This is a genomic window from Psychrobacter sp. van23A (genome assembly GCF_030845275.1).
Taxonomy (GTDB): Bacteria; Pseudomonadota; Gammaproteobacteria; order Pseudomonadales; family Moraxellaceae; genus Psychrobacter; species Psychrobacter faecalis.
On record NZ_CP132595.1, the window covers coordinates 605,497 to 621,300 of the forward strand.

The 15,804-nt window shown below is 44.2% G+C and carries 11 protein-coding genes and 1 tRNA gene; 8 read left to right on the forward strand and 4 right to left on the reverse strand.

What is annotated here, in order from left to right; all coding sequences use genetic code 11:
• Positions 1-119: 119 nt before the first annotated feature.
• Complete coding sequence (gene metH / locus RAH45_RS02655; protein ID WP_373429180.1) at positions 120-3,776, reverse strand: methionine synthase; 3,657 nt, start codon at positions 3,774-3,776, stop codon at positions 120-122.
• Between the two features lie 938 nt (positions 3,777-4,714).
• Here metH and RAH45_RS02660 point away from each other — a divergent pair.
• Together RAH45_RS02660 and RAH45_RS02665 are read left to right on the forward strand one after the other, a co-directional pair.
• Positions 4,715-5,269 (forward strand): fasciclin domain-containing protein, encoded by a 555-nt coding sequence (locus RAH45_RS02660; RefSeq protein ID WP_068408549.1) that lies wholly within the window; start codon positions 4,715-4,717, stop codon positions 5,267-5,269.
• Positions 5,270-5,666: 397 nt separating this feature from the next.
• The gene (locus tag RAH45_RS02665; RefSeq protein WP_068408547.1) at positions 5,667-6,287 is read left to right on the forward strand and encodes a fasciclin domain-containing protein; all 621 of its coding nucleotides are present in this window, start codon (positions 5,667-5,669) and stop codon (positions 6,285-6,287) included.
• Between the two features lie 364 nt (positions 6,288-6,651).
• Here the strand turns inward: RAH45_RS02665 and RAH45_RS02670 are convergent, their stop codons facing one another.
• Positions 6,652-8,202, reverse strand: coding sequence for an alanine/glycine:cation symporter family protein (locus tag RAH45_RS02670; protein ID WP_193030099.1), 1,551 nt, complete (start codon positions 8,200-8,202; stop codon positions 6,652-6,654).
• Positions 8,203-9,176: 974 nt separating this feature from the next.
• On the opposite strand from RAH45_RS02670, the gene RAH45_RS02675 reads away from it, so the two are divergent.
• From RAH45_RS02675 to RAH45_RS02690, 4 genes are all read left to right on the forward strand, one after another.
• A complete protein-coding gene (locus RAH45_RS02675; RefSeq protein ID WP_144296370.1) occupies positions 9,177-9,809 on the forward strand; it encodes a LemA family protein in 633 nt (210 codons plus the stop codon).
• A 209-nt stretch (positions 9,810-10,018) separates the two neighbouring features.
• The gene (locus RAH45_RS02680; RefSeq protein ID WP_198328667.1) at positions 10,019-11,197 is read left to right on the forward strand and encodes a TPM domain-containing protein; all 1,179 of its coding nucleotides are present in this window, start codon (positions 10,019-10,021) and stop codon (positions 11,195-11,197) included.
• Positions 11,198-11,283: 86 nt separating this feature from the next.
• A complete protein-coding gene (locus RAH45_RS02685; protein WP_068408537.1) occupies positions 11,284-11,808 on the forward strand; it encodes a TPM domain-containing protein in 525 nt (174 codons plus the stop codon).
• Between the two features lie 127 nt (positions 11,809-11,935).
• Positions 11,936-12,934, forward strand: a complete 999-nt coding sequence (locus RAH45_RS02690) for an adenosine deaminase (RefSeq protein WP_198328666.1) — start codon at positions 11,936-11,938, stop codon at positions 12,932-12,934.
• A gap of 93 nt (positions 12,935-13,027) precedes the next feature.
• On the opposite strand, the gene RAH45_RS02695 is transcribed toward RAH45_RS02690, so the two are convergent.
• Positions 13,028-13,828, reverse strand: a complete 801-nt coding sequence (locus tag RAH45_RS02695; RefSeq protein WP_306495452.1) for an SIR2 family NAD-dependent protein deacylase — start codon at positions 13,826-13,828, stop codon at positions 13,028-13,030.
• A gap of 35 nt (positions 13,829-13,863) precedes the next feature.
• On the opposite strand from RAH45_RS02695, the gene RAH45_RS02700 reads away from it, so the two are divergent.
• Positions 13,864-14,229, forward strand: a complete 366-nt coding sequence (locus RAH45_RS02700) for a hypothetical protein (RefSeq protein WP_306495453.1) — start codon at positions 13,864-13,866, stop codon at positions 14,227-14,229.
• Between the two features lie 162 nt (positions 14,230-14,391).
• Here RAH45_RS02700 and RAH45_RS02705 read toward each other — a convergent pair.
• Positions 14,392-14,468, reverse strand: a tRNA-Arg gene (locus tag RAH45_RS02705).
• Positions 14,469-14,854: 386 nt separating this feature from the next.
• Between RAH45_RS02705 and RAH45_RS02710 the strand changes: the two genes are divergently transcribed.
• A complete protein-coding gene (locus tag RAH45_RS02710; protein WP_306495454.1) occupies positions 14,855-15,520 on the forward strand; it encodes a c-type cytochrome in 666 nt (221 codons plus the stop codon).
• Positions 15,521-15,804: the final 284 nt, after the last annotated feature.

The window sequence follows — 15,804 nt, forward strand, 5'->3', positions numbered from 1 at the left end:
GAATGTCAGCAGATAGAAAGTGGACATAAAAAAATACCGCCACATCTCCTATAGCATCTTTATTAAATGAGATAGGAGGTATGACGGTATGATTAAACGTTATATTTAAATGAGTTTTTTTACAAATTCGGATTTAACCATTTCTCAGCCGTTTTCATATCCCAGCCTTTACGCTCAGCATAGCTTTCTAACTGATCGGTACTGATTTTACCGACGTTAAAGTACTCGCTATTAGGATGCGAGTAGTAGAAACCACTGACCGATGACGCAGGCCACATCGCATAGCTTTCGGTGAGCTTAGTACCGATAGCATCGCCCGTACCAATCCACTCAAATAACTTGCCTTTTTCGGTATGCTCAGGGCAAGCAGGGTAGCCAGGCGCAGGACGGATACCGACGTATTTTTCTTTGATCATCTCGTCATTGGTTAGATTCTCGTCAGCCTGATAACCCCAGTACTCTTTACGTATGAGCTCATGTAAATGTTCGGCAAAGGCTTCCGCTAAGCGGTCAGATAAGGCTTGGGTCATGATGGCATTATAGTCGTCGCCAGCTGCTTTGTACTGCTCAGCAAGCGCCTCTGTGCCAACGATAGAGACGGTAAAACCGCCAAGATAATCGGTATGCGCAACTGATGGCGAGATAAAGTCTGCCAAGCTAAAGTTTGGCTTGCCGCTGGCTTTATCTGACTGTTGACGCAAATGCTCAAATTGATATTCTGCTGTGCCGCCATCAGTTGGTGCTTTATCATAGACAGTAACGGTATCCGCGCCAGTGCGCTTAGCTGGCATGAGTTTAAACACGCCTTTAGCGACGATTAACTTTTCATCAATCATCTTTTGCATCAAGTCATTGGCATTATCAAACAAATCACGCGCGGCTTCACCAACCACATCATCTTGCAAGATTTTTGGGTATTTACCCGCCAAGCCCCAAGAGATAAAGAACGGCGTCCAGTCGATATAAGGCAATATATTGGTAATCGGGTAATCATCAAGAATGACTTGACCTAGCTTATTTGGCACTGGCGGTACATAGTTGTCCCAATCGTACTGAAAACCAAGCTCAATCGACTCAACATAAGAGATTTTCGCCGCTTTTGGTTGGCGTTTAGCGAGACGTTCACGTACTTTGATGTACTCTTCACGCGTCTCATTGATGAGGCCTTGACGGTGCTCTTTGGATAGTAGCTTAGTGACGACGCCAACTGAGCGTGAAGCGTCTGATACATAAATAACCGCATCGTTTTGGTATTGAGGTTCGACTTTTACTGCCGTATGCGCTTTAGAGGTTGTTGCCCCTCCAATCATCAAGGGTAGGGTCATGCCGCGTTCTTGCATTTGCTTGGCGACATAGACCATCTCATCGAGACTTGGGGTGATCAGACCTGATAAACCGATGATATCAACTTCTTCTGCAAGCGCGGTATCGAGGATTTTTTCACACGGTACCATCACGCCAAGATCGAGGATTTCATAGCCGTTACAGCCAAGGACCACGCCGACGATGTTTTTGCCGATATCATGGACGTCACCTTTGACCGTCGCCATAAGGATTTTACCTTTCTTTTCGCCCTCAACTTTTTCCGCTTCGATATAAGGGTTGAGCCAAGCGACTGATTGTTTCATGACGCGGGCAGATTTTACCACTTGTGGTAAGAACATTTTACCCGCGCCAAATAAGTCGCCGACGATATTCATGCCGTCCATTAATGGCCCTTCGATGACTTCTAGTGGCTTAGGATATTTCTCCCACGCCTCTTTGGTATCGGCATCTATAAAGGTGGTGATACCTTTTACCAATGCATGGGCAATGCGCTCTTCGACCGTGCCTTCGCGCCATGACATATCGATGGTGCTGTCTTTTTTCTTACCGCCGTCTTGATAACTTTCAGCGATGGTCATCAAACGTTCGGTCGCCTCTTGACCGCTTTCGCCTTGATTGCGGTTGAGCATCACATCTTCGATGGCGTCGCGAGCTTCCTTCGGAATGTCATCATAAACCTCCAGCATAGCTGGGTTAACGATACCCATGGTTAAGCCGTTTTGAATCGCATGGTATAGAAAGACTGAATTGATGGCTTCACGGATCGGGTTGCCACGGAAACTAAAAGACACGTTGGAGACGCCGCCCGATACCATGGCGTTTGGTAAATTATCGGTTATCCATTTGGTGGCATTGATAAAGTCAGCGCCGTAATTATTATGCTCGGTAATACCGGTCGCAACCGCAAAGATATTCGGGTCAAAAATGATATCCTCGCTAGGGAAGCCGACTTCATTGACCAAGACATCATAACTGCGCTGACAAATCTCGATTTTGCGCTCATAGGTATCGGCCTGACCGTCCTCATCAAACGCCATGACGATGACCGCTGCGCCATAGCGCATACAAAGCTTGGCGCGCTCGACGAACTCAGCATGACCTTCTTTTAATGAGATAGAGTTGACGACGGATTTACCTTGAATGCGTTTAAGTCCTTCTTCGATAATGTCCCATTTTGATGAGTCAATCATCAAGGGCACGCGGCTGATATCCGGCTCACCAGAGACCAAATTGACGAAGTGAATCATCGCTTGCTTGGAGTCGAGCATGCCCTCGTCCATATTGATATCGACGATTTGTGCGCCGCCCTCGACTTGGTCACGCGCGACATCGAGTGCTTCGGTATAAGCTTCGGTTTTAATCAAGCGTAGGAATTTTTTCGAACCCGTCACGTTGGTACGCTCACCGACGTTAACGAATAAGCTTTCAGGGGTAATGGTAAATGGCTCAAGTCCTGATAAGCGGCAGGCAGGCGGTATTTCAGGAATCACGCGCGGTGAGTAATTGGCGACCATCTCCGCAATTAGGCGAATATGCTCAGGCGTGGTACCGCAGCAGCCGCCGACGATATTTAAAATGCCAGCTTTGGCAAAGCCTTCGAGCAGGGCCGCCGTTTGCTCTGGTGTTTCATCGTACTCACCAAACTCATTGGGCAAACCTGCGTTTGGATGCGCTGACACATAAGTATCGGCGATATTTGACAGCGTTTGAATATGCGGACGCAGCGCATCAGCACCAAGCGCACAGTTAAAGCCAACCGATAAGGGCTTAGCATGGCGAATCGAGTTATAAAACGCCTCAGCCGTTTGACCTGAAAGCGTCCGACCTGAGGCATCGGTAATCGTTCCCGAAATCATAATCGGTAATTCAAAACCAATATCATCAAACACGCCCGTGACCGCAAAGATTGCTGCCTTAGCATTTAGCGTATCAAAAATGGTCTCGATTAATAGAATATCGACGCCGCCTTCTATCAAGGCCAGCGTCGCCTCACGGTAATTAAGCACCAACTCATCAAAGGTGATATTACGAAAGGCGGGGTCATTGACGTCAGGAGATAACGAACAGGTGCGCGACGTCGGCCCAATAACGCCTGCCACAAAGCGCGGCTTTTCTGGGGTCTTAGCGGTGTATTCATCAGCAGCTTCGCGGGCAATTTTCGCAGCGGTTTTATTGAGCTCAGGCACGAGGTGCTGCATGTCGTAGTCGGCCATCGATAGGCGCGTACCGTTAAAGCTATTGGTTTCAATGATATCGGCACCTGCTTTTAGGTGCGCGCTATGAATCTCTTTAATCATCTGCGGCTGCGTGAGCACCAACAAATCGTTATTACCGCGTACATCTTGCTCAATATCGGCAAAACGCTCGCCGCGATAATCGGCTTCCTCTAACTTAAAGGTCTGAATATGGGTACCCATCGCGCCATCTAGCATTATAATTCGCGCCGCCATCTGCTCGGTGAGGCGTGCGCGCGCGGTTAACTGCTGCGCTTTATAAGGAAATACAGCAGGCGGCGTCAAAATAAAGTCACTAGCCGTGCTTAATACATTGGTGGCATTGGCTGTATTGGTATTGGCGACACCAGTATGATTATGAGAACAGGTCGGTGGGGTGGTGGTTTGAGTCATAGGAGCGCTGCTTATTAGAGTCAAGATAAGAAAAGGAAGAAGATAAAGTCTTTCAAAGTTTTTAGGGCGAGCTTACTAAGTTAGCTACTTATAAAATAGGCTATATAAAACAATAGTATTGATAAAAAGGTGGCTTCAAAATCGATAAGCAAATCTAGATTATTCTAGCACGAAACGGCTATTACTCGCGGGATTGTGCTTATTCCGCTTATTCCATTTCGGCACTATCACTGACGCCATCGTATTTAAAAATAACAAAAATTGATTACTATAACCAATTATCGTTGCACCAAATGAGCATGGTATTAAAAGTTAGCACATTATTAAAACTACCAAATTAAAAATACAGTTATAACAAATTCTATTGCATAACGCCGCTTGGAACAAATGAATATCATTTCAGTAGAGGATTACCTAAAGCTTTGATTTGTATTTATAAAGCAGCTATTTATACCAGGTTTTATTAAACTGATTTGGTTTACATGCAAGCTACAAAAATTAGCCTAAACGCAAGTTTATAATGCTTTGTGATATGTTAATTTAATTTCAGAAGGATTGACGTTTCATAAGCAATGCTTATTAGTAACTGTTAATGGTTTTTATTTGAGAGTGGTTAGCAATTAAGAATTAAAAACGGAATAGGCAAGGATTTTAAGAAAAGACAATCTGCCCGTAAGACCGTAATAAAAATCCATAAATTGTAATCAGTGAACTATTCATTTATTAAACCATGTAGTCATTCAATCATTAAGGACAATGTTATGAAACTGATCAAAATCGCCACTCTTGGTACCTTAGCCCTTTCAATTGCCGGCCTTAGCGCTTGTAATAATATGATGCCAACCAAAACTCCTGTCACAACAGCGCCCATGCACAGCCAACCAACTGCCAATATGAACGTGGTACAGATTGCTCAAAGCAACGCTGATTTCTCACTGTTAGTAGAAGCCTTGCAAGCGGCAGGTTTAGCAGGCGCGCTGACCGATACCAGTGCAAGCTACACGATACTGGCTCCGACCAATACCGCTTTTGTGCAAGCGTTACAAGAAACCGGCATGACCAAAGCTGAGCTGTTTGCTAATAAGCCATTGTTGACCAAAATCTTGACCTATCATGTGCTCAAAGGCAATACGCCTGTTTATCAAAAACACGTCAGACCGGGTAATTACACCATGCTCAGTAATGATACGCTGGTGATTACGCCACAAGGCCGACTGATGGATGAAAATGGTCGTACCATCAAGATTTTAAAAACAGATATCGCGGCGAGTAATGGCGTGATACATGTGATAGATAGAGTGTTGCTGCCTAAATAACCCACTGCCTAAATAATCCTGTCGCTTAAACAACTTATTGCTTAAATAAGCAGTAAAAGAGCGACAAATTATCTACTTAGGTAGTAGGCAGATTCAAATGCTATATCACCATTGCTAGGTTATAAACTTAAGATTGCTCTTTAGCCTAGCAATGGGGCGCTATACGCGATCGATACAGTGTTGCTACCTAAGTCAGCAGTAAGTAAAAAATAATCAGCTAAGATAGTAGACACCGAGTGATATTACTTAACTTCTTGCTCATTTACCGGCATTTTCATTCAGAAGCTTTTATTTATCAGTATTTATATCAGTATCTAAATTTAAAAGTTCCAAAACTAAAACCGTTCTAAAATCAAAAAACACCATCCATAAACCCGTTATTTCAAAGGAATGACCTATGTTAAAAAAGAATTTATTATCTATCGCTGTCGTTACCGCTGCTATGTCATTGGCGGCCTGTAACGATAAAGAAGCCGTTACTGAGCCAGTTGAGCCAGCCGCAACTACTGACGTAGCCGTTGAACCAGAAACCACCACAGATATGCCAGCTGAAGCAGTGGCTGAGTCTACTGATGCGATGCCTGTAGATGCAGCAGCGACGCAAAGTATCGGTGAGATGGCTGCTGGTAATGAGAATCTAACCATCCTAACCGAAGCGCTGCAAGCGGCTGATCTTGATGACATGATGATGGCAGAAGGTCAATACACGGTATTCGCCCCAACCGATGATGCCTTTGCTGCTTTGTTGACCAAACTAAACGTCACTAAAGAGGAATTGCTCGGTGATAAAGAGATGTTGACTAGCGTATTGACGTATCATGTCGTGCCGATGGTGGTCAAAGCTGCTGATATTCCTTATGGTACCGCTATCGACACGGCAAACGGTCAAACCATCTCTATTAGTGATGCTAACGTGATTACTGATGCCAGTGGCAACACTGCAAACATCGTTGGTACCGATATGATGGCAACCAACGGCGTAGTTCATGTAATTGATACAGTTTTATTGCCTAAATAAGGCTCAGCGATTCACACCAATCTTACTTTAAAATGCCAAAAGCCTAGCTATAAAGCTAGGCTTTTTTATGTTTGCTGACTGATGAAAAATTTATCCCAGTCACCCTGTATAGTCAAGATATTCTAAAAACGCTACGGTATTGCTGATATCAATTTTTTGTAGCCTCTGTCTGCGCAGGCACAGCAAGCAAGAAAAATTGATATCAGCAGTGCGTGTTGTATCGATATTGCTTTTCACTCACTCTGTAACGATTTTGAAATAAATCGCCCAATAAAAAAGCCTGAAACCATTGCCTCAGGCTTTTTGTTTTATCGATGCTTGTAGTGTCATCAATACTGCTTAGATAACATTATAGCTCAGTAAACTATAGATGTTCTTTATGTAATGGGTCTTGAGCTGCCATTCTTTGTTGCTGCTTTAGATGACGCTCTTCCCAATACGGCGCATTTTTGATACCGAATTTTGCTGGATCAAAGGTATAGTGCTTCACGCCTGCTTTACGCTGTGCTTCATAATCCCTAAGCATAGTAAGCGTTGGACGCGCGACAATAAAGATAACCAAAATACCAACGATATTTAACCACGCCATTAGGCCTACGCCGATATCACCGATATCCCAAATGTAGCCTGCAGAGTTAAGACCACCGTAGGCAACCATTACCATGATTAAGATTTTAACTAAGAATAGACCAGTTCTATTAGCACCGCGACTGATAAAGCGCGTCAAGTAAGCCACGTTTACTTCAGCGATATAGTAGTACGCCAAGATGGTGGTAAAGGCAAAGAAGAAGACCGCAACGGCAATAAAGATATTACCAAATTGACCGTACATGGTTTCCATTGCCATCTGCGTAAAGGCAGGCGAGTTGATCTCAACACCAGCCGCGACGTTTTGTACGATGAATTGACCGTCAGGTAGTGTACCTTGGATATTATAAGTACCCATGGTGATGATCATAAACGCAGTCGCAGAACAGACTAGTAGGGTATCAACATACACTGAGAATGCTTGTACCAAACCTTGCTGTGATGGATGCTCAACTTCCGCGGCCGCCGCAGCGTGAGGACCTGTACCTTGACCCGCTTCGTTAGAGTAAATACCACGTTTGACACCCCAACCGATAGCAGCACCAAAGCCTGCTTGTGCGGTAAACGCATCACTGATAATCAAACCAAAGACTTCTGGAATCATCTGGTAATTGGTAAACATAATGACGAGTGCAAGGCCAATATAACCAAGAGCCATAAAAGGAACAGCATACTCGGTAAAGGTTGCGATACGTTTGATACCACCAAAGATAATAGTACCTAAGATGACCAAAATGATAGCAAGACCGACCAAGCGCATAGAGCCAACTTCTAAGCCCATGATATTCATCGGCGTGCCTTCACCCATGACTTGGGCAAACGCGCTGATAACGCCGTTCGCCTGCACGCCCGGTAAGAACATACCGCAAGCTAAGATAGACGCGACGGCAAAAAGAATGCCATACCAGCGTTGACCAAGGGCGCGCTCAAAATAGTAAGCTGGACCGCCGCGGTATTCGCCAGTGATGACGTCTTTTTCTTTATAAATCTGTGCAAGGGTTGCTTCGACATAAGCGGTAGATGCGCCTAAGAAAGCCACAACCCACATCCAAAATACTGCACCAGGACCACCGAAACCAATAGCGGCGGCGACCCCAGCGATGTTACCCATACCCACACGCCCTGCTAGAGATACGGCGAGTGCCTGAAATGATGAAATACCCTGTGCACTTGATTTACCGGTAAAAAGTAAGGTAATCATTTCCCCGAATAAACGTACTTGTACGAAGCGCGTCATGATGGAATAAAATAAACCTGCGCCCAAGCAGAGATAAACCAATGCTGGGCTCCAGATAATTCCGTTTACTAAATCGACTAAACCTTCCATATGTATATTCCTAGTACTGTCTCAAAGTGGCTATATATGATGATGCTAAGAGTAGACCAGCTTTAATATCCTTATTAAAACCAACCACTCAAATAATCTGCATGCACTTAACTGCGGTGGAAATCCTCCTTACAGATTAAGTTTCATACGCGCTTAGCCACCAAGGATGGACTGTAGTTGTCTGCTGTTATCCGTCTGGTTTATGAACAATAATGAGCGTATGCAACCGCTTATCAGCGTTGATAGTTTATTAAGGCTACTTTTATGTAAAGCGCTTAAAATAAACCAGTGGATAAAACAGGCGGTTATAATATAAATAACCATCATCTCAGTAAGCGAGAAGATGGCACTTAACTTTTTATGAGTCATATCAGCTGGCTACACTTACATGGTAGAGTAGGGTAATAGAGCAGTCTTTAGTCGTTTATCAATCCTTTTTGATGCGACATTGACGAGCTGCTAGTACCTAAATTCTTATAAGTCCACTACCAAATGTATTCAAACCGTACGGCTACGTAACTGCAATTTGCCATATTTTTTAGGCAATTACTAGAATTTTCTTTATAAGGGCGTTCATTTATAAATGGTTTTCTTCGCTTGATTGCCTATACAAGGTCAAAAAATCTTCTGTTTATCTTGTATTGGCCAATACTTTTTAATTAACCGTTAATGGGGGCTTAAAAGACAGTCGCGTTAACAGTAGTGCTAAATGCCTAAAATGCGCCACAGCCCTACGATAAACGCTGCTTTGCGGTTGTGTTTTGGTAACGATGAATTGTAAAAGTGACGGTATAGCGCCATTATTAGCACAATATATTGCTGCTGCGATATTCACGCCATGAAACAGTTAGCTGCGAAACTGTCGGTTATAAAATCCAGTAGGCAATAAACTATAAGTGCATATTAAGTGGTTAACATTAAAAAAAGCGATTAAAAAACGTTTTGTTTGTTATTTATCATTAGGAGAGTCAACGATGACGCGTAAATCTTTTTTAAAACCTATGTTGCTATCAGCAGTATTAGCGACCTCTACTGTCGGTTTGAGCGGTTGTGGCTATAACAATTTGCAGGCGCAAGATGAGCAGGTCACCGCGGCTTGGTCAGAAGTGGTCAACCAATATCAGCGTCGTTCGGACTTGGTGCCAAACCTGGTCAAAGTCGTGCAGCAATACGCCAAGCAAGAGCAAGAAGTATTTACTCAAGTCGCGGCAGCGCGCTCACAAGCGGGTGGTATTACGGTCACGCCAGAGCTGCTTAATGACCCTGAAGCGATGGAGCGCTATGCGGCTGCCCAAGACCAGATGACCGGCGCGCTATCGCGTTTGATGGCGGTTTCTGAGCGCTATCCTGAGCTAAAATCTGATGCTTTGTTCCAAGATTTGCAGGCGCAGCTGGAAGGTACAGAAAACCGTATTACGGTGGCGCGTAATCGTTATATTCAAGAAGTTCAGGGCTATAACACTACCGTGCGTCAGTTCCCAACCAATATTACAGCCAAAGTATTTGGTATGGACGCCAAACCAAACTTTAGCGTTGCCAATGAAAAAGAAATATCGACTGCACCAAGTGTCAACTTCGGCGACGATAATGCGCAGACGGCGCAGTAAAGCAAAGTTTTCAGTTTAGGCGTTCTATCTACCATGATGGCGTATAAATGCTACTGTTTATATGACAGTGCGTTTATTTAACAGTCCGTTTATTTGCTCAAAAATGATAGAACGCCTTAATCGTCAGTCGTTTTTTTTGTTGTCGTTTATAGCAGTTGGTTTTGTCGTCATTTATTAGTACAGATGTCATTTGAGGTGGTATAGATTAGATGAAGCATTCAACAGCACTATTATCCGCATTATTATTTACTCTAAGTATTGGGAGTGGCTCGCTGCTGCATGCAGCACCCGATGCTAATAATAATACGGCGGTTGCTAGCGATAGCACCTCAGATATGCAAAACCGTAGTGTCGAGGAATTGGTAGCGATTGCAAAAGCTGCCGAAACTAATGAAGCCATCAACGATGCCGTCTTAGGTAACGAAGCAATTAACGAAGCTGTTCTTGGCAATGATGCTATCAATCCTAATGCTGCTAATTCCGATAGTAATACGACCACCTCAACAACTTCTAATCGTCCGCCTGTACAATCAAGCGCTCAGGGTGTCGATGCCGATAAGCTCATCTTAAACTCGCCAGTTATCGACCAAGCCAATATCTTAAACCCGCAAGAAAAGCAGCGTTTAGAGGCGCAGCTAAGAGGCATTTATCAGCAAGGTTTGGCGCAAGCTGCGGTGGTCATTGTACCGACCACCAATGGCATGCCAATCTTTGATTATGCGCTACAGGTTGCGGAAAAATGGCAGCTGGGTAATAAAGATATTGACGATGGCCTGCTAATGGTTGTTGCCGTTAATGACCGCAATATCTATATTTTAACGGGTTACGGACTAGAAGGGGTGTTGCCAGATTCGGCGGTCAACCGTATTATTCGCGAAGACATCACACCGCTATTTAAGCAAAATGACTATGGCGCTGGGATATTAGCGGGCATTGGCGCGCTGCAAACGCGCCTGACCGCTGATCCTGAAGTATTGGCGCGTGCCGATGCGCAAGCGGCCGAACGCAGTCAAAATCAAAATGACATTGGTGATAACCCATCGCCAGTGTTTTTATTTGTCATGGCAATGATATTTGGTAGCTTTATTACCAGTATCTTTGGGCGCATCTTTGGTTCTATCCTGACCGCTGGCGGTTTCTTTGTAGGCTCGCTGGCCTTGGGCGGCGGTTTCTTTATGACGTTAATTATGGCGATATTTATATGGCTGTTTTTAATTTCGCGTGGCTCAGGCGGCGGTCGTGGAGGACGCGGCGGTGGCGGCGGTATAGTATTCCTGCCCGGTATGGGCGGTGGTAGTGGAGGTTTCGGCGGCGGAGGTTTTGGTGGTGGCGGCTTCGGCGGCGGTGGCGGCGGCTTTGGCGGCGGCGGGGCAGGCGGCTCTTGGTAGAGGCGATTTCTATAAGAGTAAGAAGGGTAAATTAGGCTCAGACATTAGAAAATTGCCAGCAATGGCGTACTTGAGGATATAATATAATGGTAAAAAGCAATTCGTCGCAGGCAAGTTTTGCGCGTTGGTGGCGTCAAGTACTGTTTGTCCCTATGTTGCATAGCAAGTGGCTCACGCCCGCGGCCAAAGCTCGGCTGACAGAGCAGGTGACGCTGGCTGAGCGCGGACATCGCGGCGAGGTGTTTTTAATTATCGAAAATCACTTACCTATCCAAGATGCTTATCATCTTGACTGCCGCGATCGAGCAATTGATTTATTTAGCGAATATCGCGTGTGGGATACCGAAGAAAATACCGGCGTTTTGATTTATGTCAATATTTGCGAGCACAAGCTAGAAATCGTCGCTGACCGCGGTATCAGCACACATGTCAGTCCAACCGTTTGGAGCGCCATGTGCGAAAAAGCGGTCTCAGGTATCGCCAATCAAAAAACTGAAGAAAGTCTGATGGAGTTATTGGATGAGGTAGGTCAGTTATTGCGTCAGTATTATCATCTTGAACATGACCCTGCCGGTAATGAGCTGTCCGATACTGTGGTGTTTTTAAAATAGCAATTTTTTAAAATAATAGTTTTCAAAATAGCAGTTTCTTTAATAATAGTTTTCAAACTAACAGCATTTTTAAAATAACGCTTAAAGAAATAACAAGTAAGTTTAGATACAGGACCATGCCAATACCATGATTGAGCTGATAAAAAAATTGCCGAAAGCAGAGCTGCATTTACATATCGAAGGCTCATTAGAACCGGAGCTGATGTTTAGACTGGCGAAAAAGAATAATATCGCTATCCCTTATAACGATATCGAAGACGTCCGCCGTGCCTATAATTTTACCAATCTACAAACTTTCTTAGATATCTATTATGCGGGCGCCAACGTTCTGATTACCAAAGACGATTTTTATGATTTAACGTGGGAATATATTCTAAAGTGTGTCGAAGATAATGTCGTCCATACGGAAATATTTTTTGATCCGCAAACTCATACTGCAAGAGGGGTTGAGTTTGCGACAGTCATTACTGGTATTAAAGAAGCGCTTGCCGATGCCAAAGAAAAATACGGCATCACCTCTTGTATTATCATGTGCTTTTTACGCCACTTATCGCAAGAAGAGGCGTTTGAGACTTTAGAGCAAGCAATGGCGTTTAAAGATGATATTATCGGCGTCGGTCTGGATTCTTCAGAATTGGGCAACCCTCCCGCCAAGTTTAAAGAAGTGTTTAAAAAGGCCAAAGAAGCAGGCTTTAAGCTGGTCGCTCATGCTGGCGAAGAAGCAGATTTTTCTTATATTTATGAAGCGTTAGATTTATTGCAAATCAATCGCATTGATCACGGCGTACAATCGATAAAAAGTGCAGCGTTGATGCAACGCCTAAAAGATGAGCAAATGCCGCTGACAGTTTGCCCTAATTCTAATATTGAGCTCAAGGTATTTGAGGACTACAAACAGCACAATATTAAAGAGTTGCTCGATTATGGATTGAATGTCAGCGTCAACTCTGATGACCCTGCTTATTTTAAAGGCTATATGAATCAAAACTTTATCAATATATGTAACCATCTACCGCTGACAGAAAATGATATCGTTACTTTGGTAAAAAACTCTTTTAGATCTTCATTTATAAATAATGAATTAAAAGAGAAATACCTAGCGCAAGTGGATTTTGCTCTGCAATAGAGTGAGTAAAGTTATTTTCAATAGTTAAGACTTAATGGTTGTATAAATCATTAAGTCTTTTCTTTTTCGCTAGGCACTTTTCAACGTAATTGATTACATAGCCGTAATTTTTTGGATTAATAACGGCATAATAATCCCAGCCTTTTCTGCTAGAGTAATATCAACGATGGTATTTGGCGTTGGATGTGGGTTTATCTCGATGATTTTAGCGCCGTTATCTTTTGCCAATTGTGCGAGACCTGCCGCAGGATAAACGAGACTTGAGGTGCCAATACTCATAAACACTTCACAATTGGCCGCCGCGTCCTCCGCTGTCTGCCATGCTTGTACAGGCAACGCCTCGCCAAACCAGACGATATCGGGACGTATATAGCCTTCACAGTGCGAGCAAGTAATCAGAGCGTCACTATAATCTACGGTATCAGCACTATTATATGAGCCTCTAGATTGCTCTTGGTAGGGCGCATCGCATTGACTGCAGCGATTTTGCCAAAGATTGCCATGTAAATAGGTGACACTACTACCTGCCTGTTCATGCAAATCGTCGACATTTTGGGTAATAAGCGTCAATTGCTGATCGGTAGATTGGCTATGATATTGCCACTGCGCTAAAGCTTCATGGGCAGGGTTTGGTTTTTTCTCAGCGACCAATTGCCTGCGCCACTGATACCATGACCACACCAGTTTTGGGTCGCGAGCAAAAGCCTCAGGCGTTGCCAAGTCCTCAGCCACATAGTTTTCCCAAAGGCCTGTTTGCTTATCTCGAAACGTTGGAATGCCACTTTCTGCTGAAATCCCAGCGCCCGTTAAAATACAGATGCACTGTTTTGAGCACAGCAATTTGGCAGCGCGCTCGACTTCGGCTATTAACGCAGGTGATAATTCTGTTAACATGAGCCATCCCTTTTTAAGATTGGATATAGACTTCTATGATAGATGGTATTTGGTGGCTTGTCATATTGCTCGCGGTTGTCATCGGACTATGGGTATTGGCAAAATCGCGCGCGCCTAAAGCCGCCGATAAGCACAACCTAAAGTTAGGGCGCGCAAAAACACCACTCAATGATGCGCTACAAAAAACTGCAGAATTGGTTAAGCAGTATTTTCCTGACTACCGTGTCAACCGTAAAGCCAATCATTTACTGATTAGCAAGCAAGATAAAAAAGTGGCTATGATTACCATTGATAAAAAGCTTGCCGCGGGTCAGCGCCGTTTGGGAGACGTACCCGTGATTAATTATCACCGTATCCCCAGCCGTGCTCAGCTAATGGCGAATTTGCAAGATGCAGAGTAGGTTTTTATAAATTAAATAGATTTAACAACTTTATATACAACATTTTAACGTTGTTAGCGCACAATGATAGGCCGAAGTTAACAGCGCAAAGCGTTGCCGTTAAAGTGTTATGAGGTAATAGGTAAGACTAGAAAAGGGTAAAACACGACTGATTATGATGATTGGTGCGCTCGGCGGGAATCGAACCCACGACCCTCGGCTTCGGAAACCGATACTCTATCCAACTGAGCTACGAGCGCATAATTGATCGACTAAAATCCAATAAACCGATGACGTGTATAAATAAGTGCAATTGGCTGTCGTTAGAACGAAAAGGCGTCTAAAAATTAAGACCGCTTAGTCTAACAAATAAAAGTCATAAAGCCAATGAATGAAGGCCGCTATTGGCGTTTTTTAAGAAAAAACACCATAGTCGGCAAACAGGCATGGCAATCCACCTGTCTTTTCCCTTATAATGTCAGGGAGAATTCATATTTATAATCACCGATTACAAGCGCGCCCGTATGCGGGATGGCTGTTTGCTATTGATAACTGCTTGGTTATCAAAGGAGGACAAACAGAATGTCCAAGTCGTGTCGGCCCTTGTATACGCAATAAGAGAACGTGACGAATGAGAAAAGTAGTTATGTTATCGGCAGCTGCCATTCTAGGAATCGCTAGTATCGCTGTGAGCCAAGCCGAAAGTGTTGTAGACACGCCTGTAACCGTATCTGATGTCGCAGAAGGGCAAGAGGTTGTCGATAACTTGCCTGAAAAATTGGGTGACGATACCAAAGCTGCTGCTGATACTACCGATGGCGCTGCAGCTACCGATGAAGCTGCACAAGCAGACGCGACCGATGCAGATGCACCTGCTGAAGAAGCAACAGCCGCTGCCGCACCTGCCGCTGAAGAAGAGCCTATTCCGCAAGATACGCCACAAGTACAAAAGCTCATCGCTTTGTATCCTAACTTGATTGCTCGTATTCAGCCGGTGGCTAAAGTCTGCTTTGAGGACGACGAAGTATGCGACGTCACTGCACGTTCTGCAGGGCCAGCAGCAGGTGATGGTCCTCGTGATGGTAAAGCCGTTTATAACGCTGTCTGCCAAACGTGTCACGCCTCAGGCTTACTTGGCTCGCCTATGCTAGGTGATGCTGGCGCTTGGGGTCCTCGTATCGCCAAAGGTAAAGATACCTTGTATACCCATGCTATCAACGGCTTTAACGCTATGCCTGCCAAAGGTGGTGCTGACATCCCTGATGAAGAAGTACAAAGCGCAGTGGATTATATGGTTGATGAAGCAAGCTAATTGCCTGTGCTATATGTAAAAAAGCAATAGAAAAAAGTAGGAGACGGTAAAGCAGTTATCGTCTCTTACTTTGCTTTTTTATAATTATTCTGCTTAATATAGTCAAAATATTCTAAAAACGCTACAGTATTGGGAATAACAGCAGTCATATCTAGAAGCTTATAAAGCGCCTATTTCATTTAATGAGGTAGGCGTTTTTTTGTGGTCGTCGATTGATATTATTAATATCGTGGTTATATCATCCTAACGTTGAAATCTGCGACCGCGAGCCTCACATCTAGACA

Coding starts and splice junctions, on each gene's coding strand:
- metH (WP_373429180.1), bottom strand. CDS start 3,776: ATGGCGGCGCGAATTATAATGCTAGATGGCGCGATGGGTACCCATATT.
- RAH45_RS02660 (WP_068408549.1), top strand. CDS start 4,715: ATGAAACTGATCAAAATCGCCACTCTTGGTACCTTAGCCCTTTCAATT.
- RAH45_RS02665 (WP_068408547.1), top strand. CDS start 5,667: ATGTTAAAAAAGAATTTATTATCTATCGCTGTCGTTACCGCTGCTATG.
- RAH45_RS02670 (WP_193030099.1), bottom strand. CDS start 8,202: ATGGAAGGTTTAGTCGATTTAGTAAACGGAATTATCTGGAGCCCAGCA.
- RAH45_RS02675 (WP_144296370.1), top strand. CDS start 9,177: ATGACGCGTAAATCTTTTTTAAAACCTATGTTGCTATCAGCAGTATTA.
- RAH45_RS02680 (WP_198328667.1), top strand. CDS start 10,019: ATGAAGCATTCAACAGCACTATTATCCGCATTATTATTTACTCTAAGT.
- RAH45_RS02685 (WP_068408537.1), top strand. CDS start 11,284: ATGGTAAAAAGCAATTCGTCGCAGGCAAGTTTTGCGCGTTGGTGGCGT.
- RAH45_RS02690 (WP_198328666.1), top strand. CDS start 11,936: ATGATTGAGCTGATAAAAAAATTGCCGAAAGCAGAGCTGCATTTACAT.
- RAH45_RS02695 (WP_306495452.1), bottom strand. CDS start 13,828: ATGTTAACAGAATTATCACCTGCGTTAATAGCCGAAGTCGAGCGCGCT.
- RAH45_RS02700 (WP_306495453.1), top strand. CDS start 13,864: ATGATAGATGGTATTTGGTGGCTTGTCATATTGCTCGCGGTTGTCATC.
- RAH45_RS02710 (WP_306495454.1), top strand. CDS start 14,855: ATGTTATCGGCAGCTGCCATTCTAGGAATCGCTAGTATCGCTGTGAGC.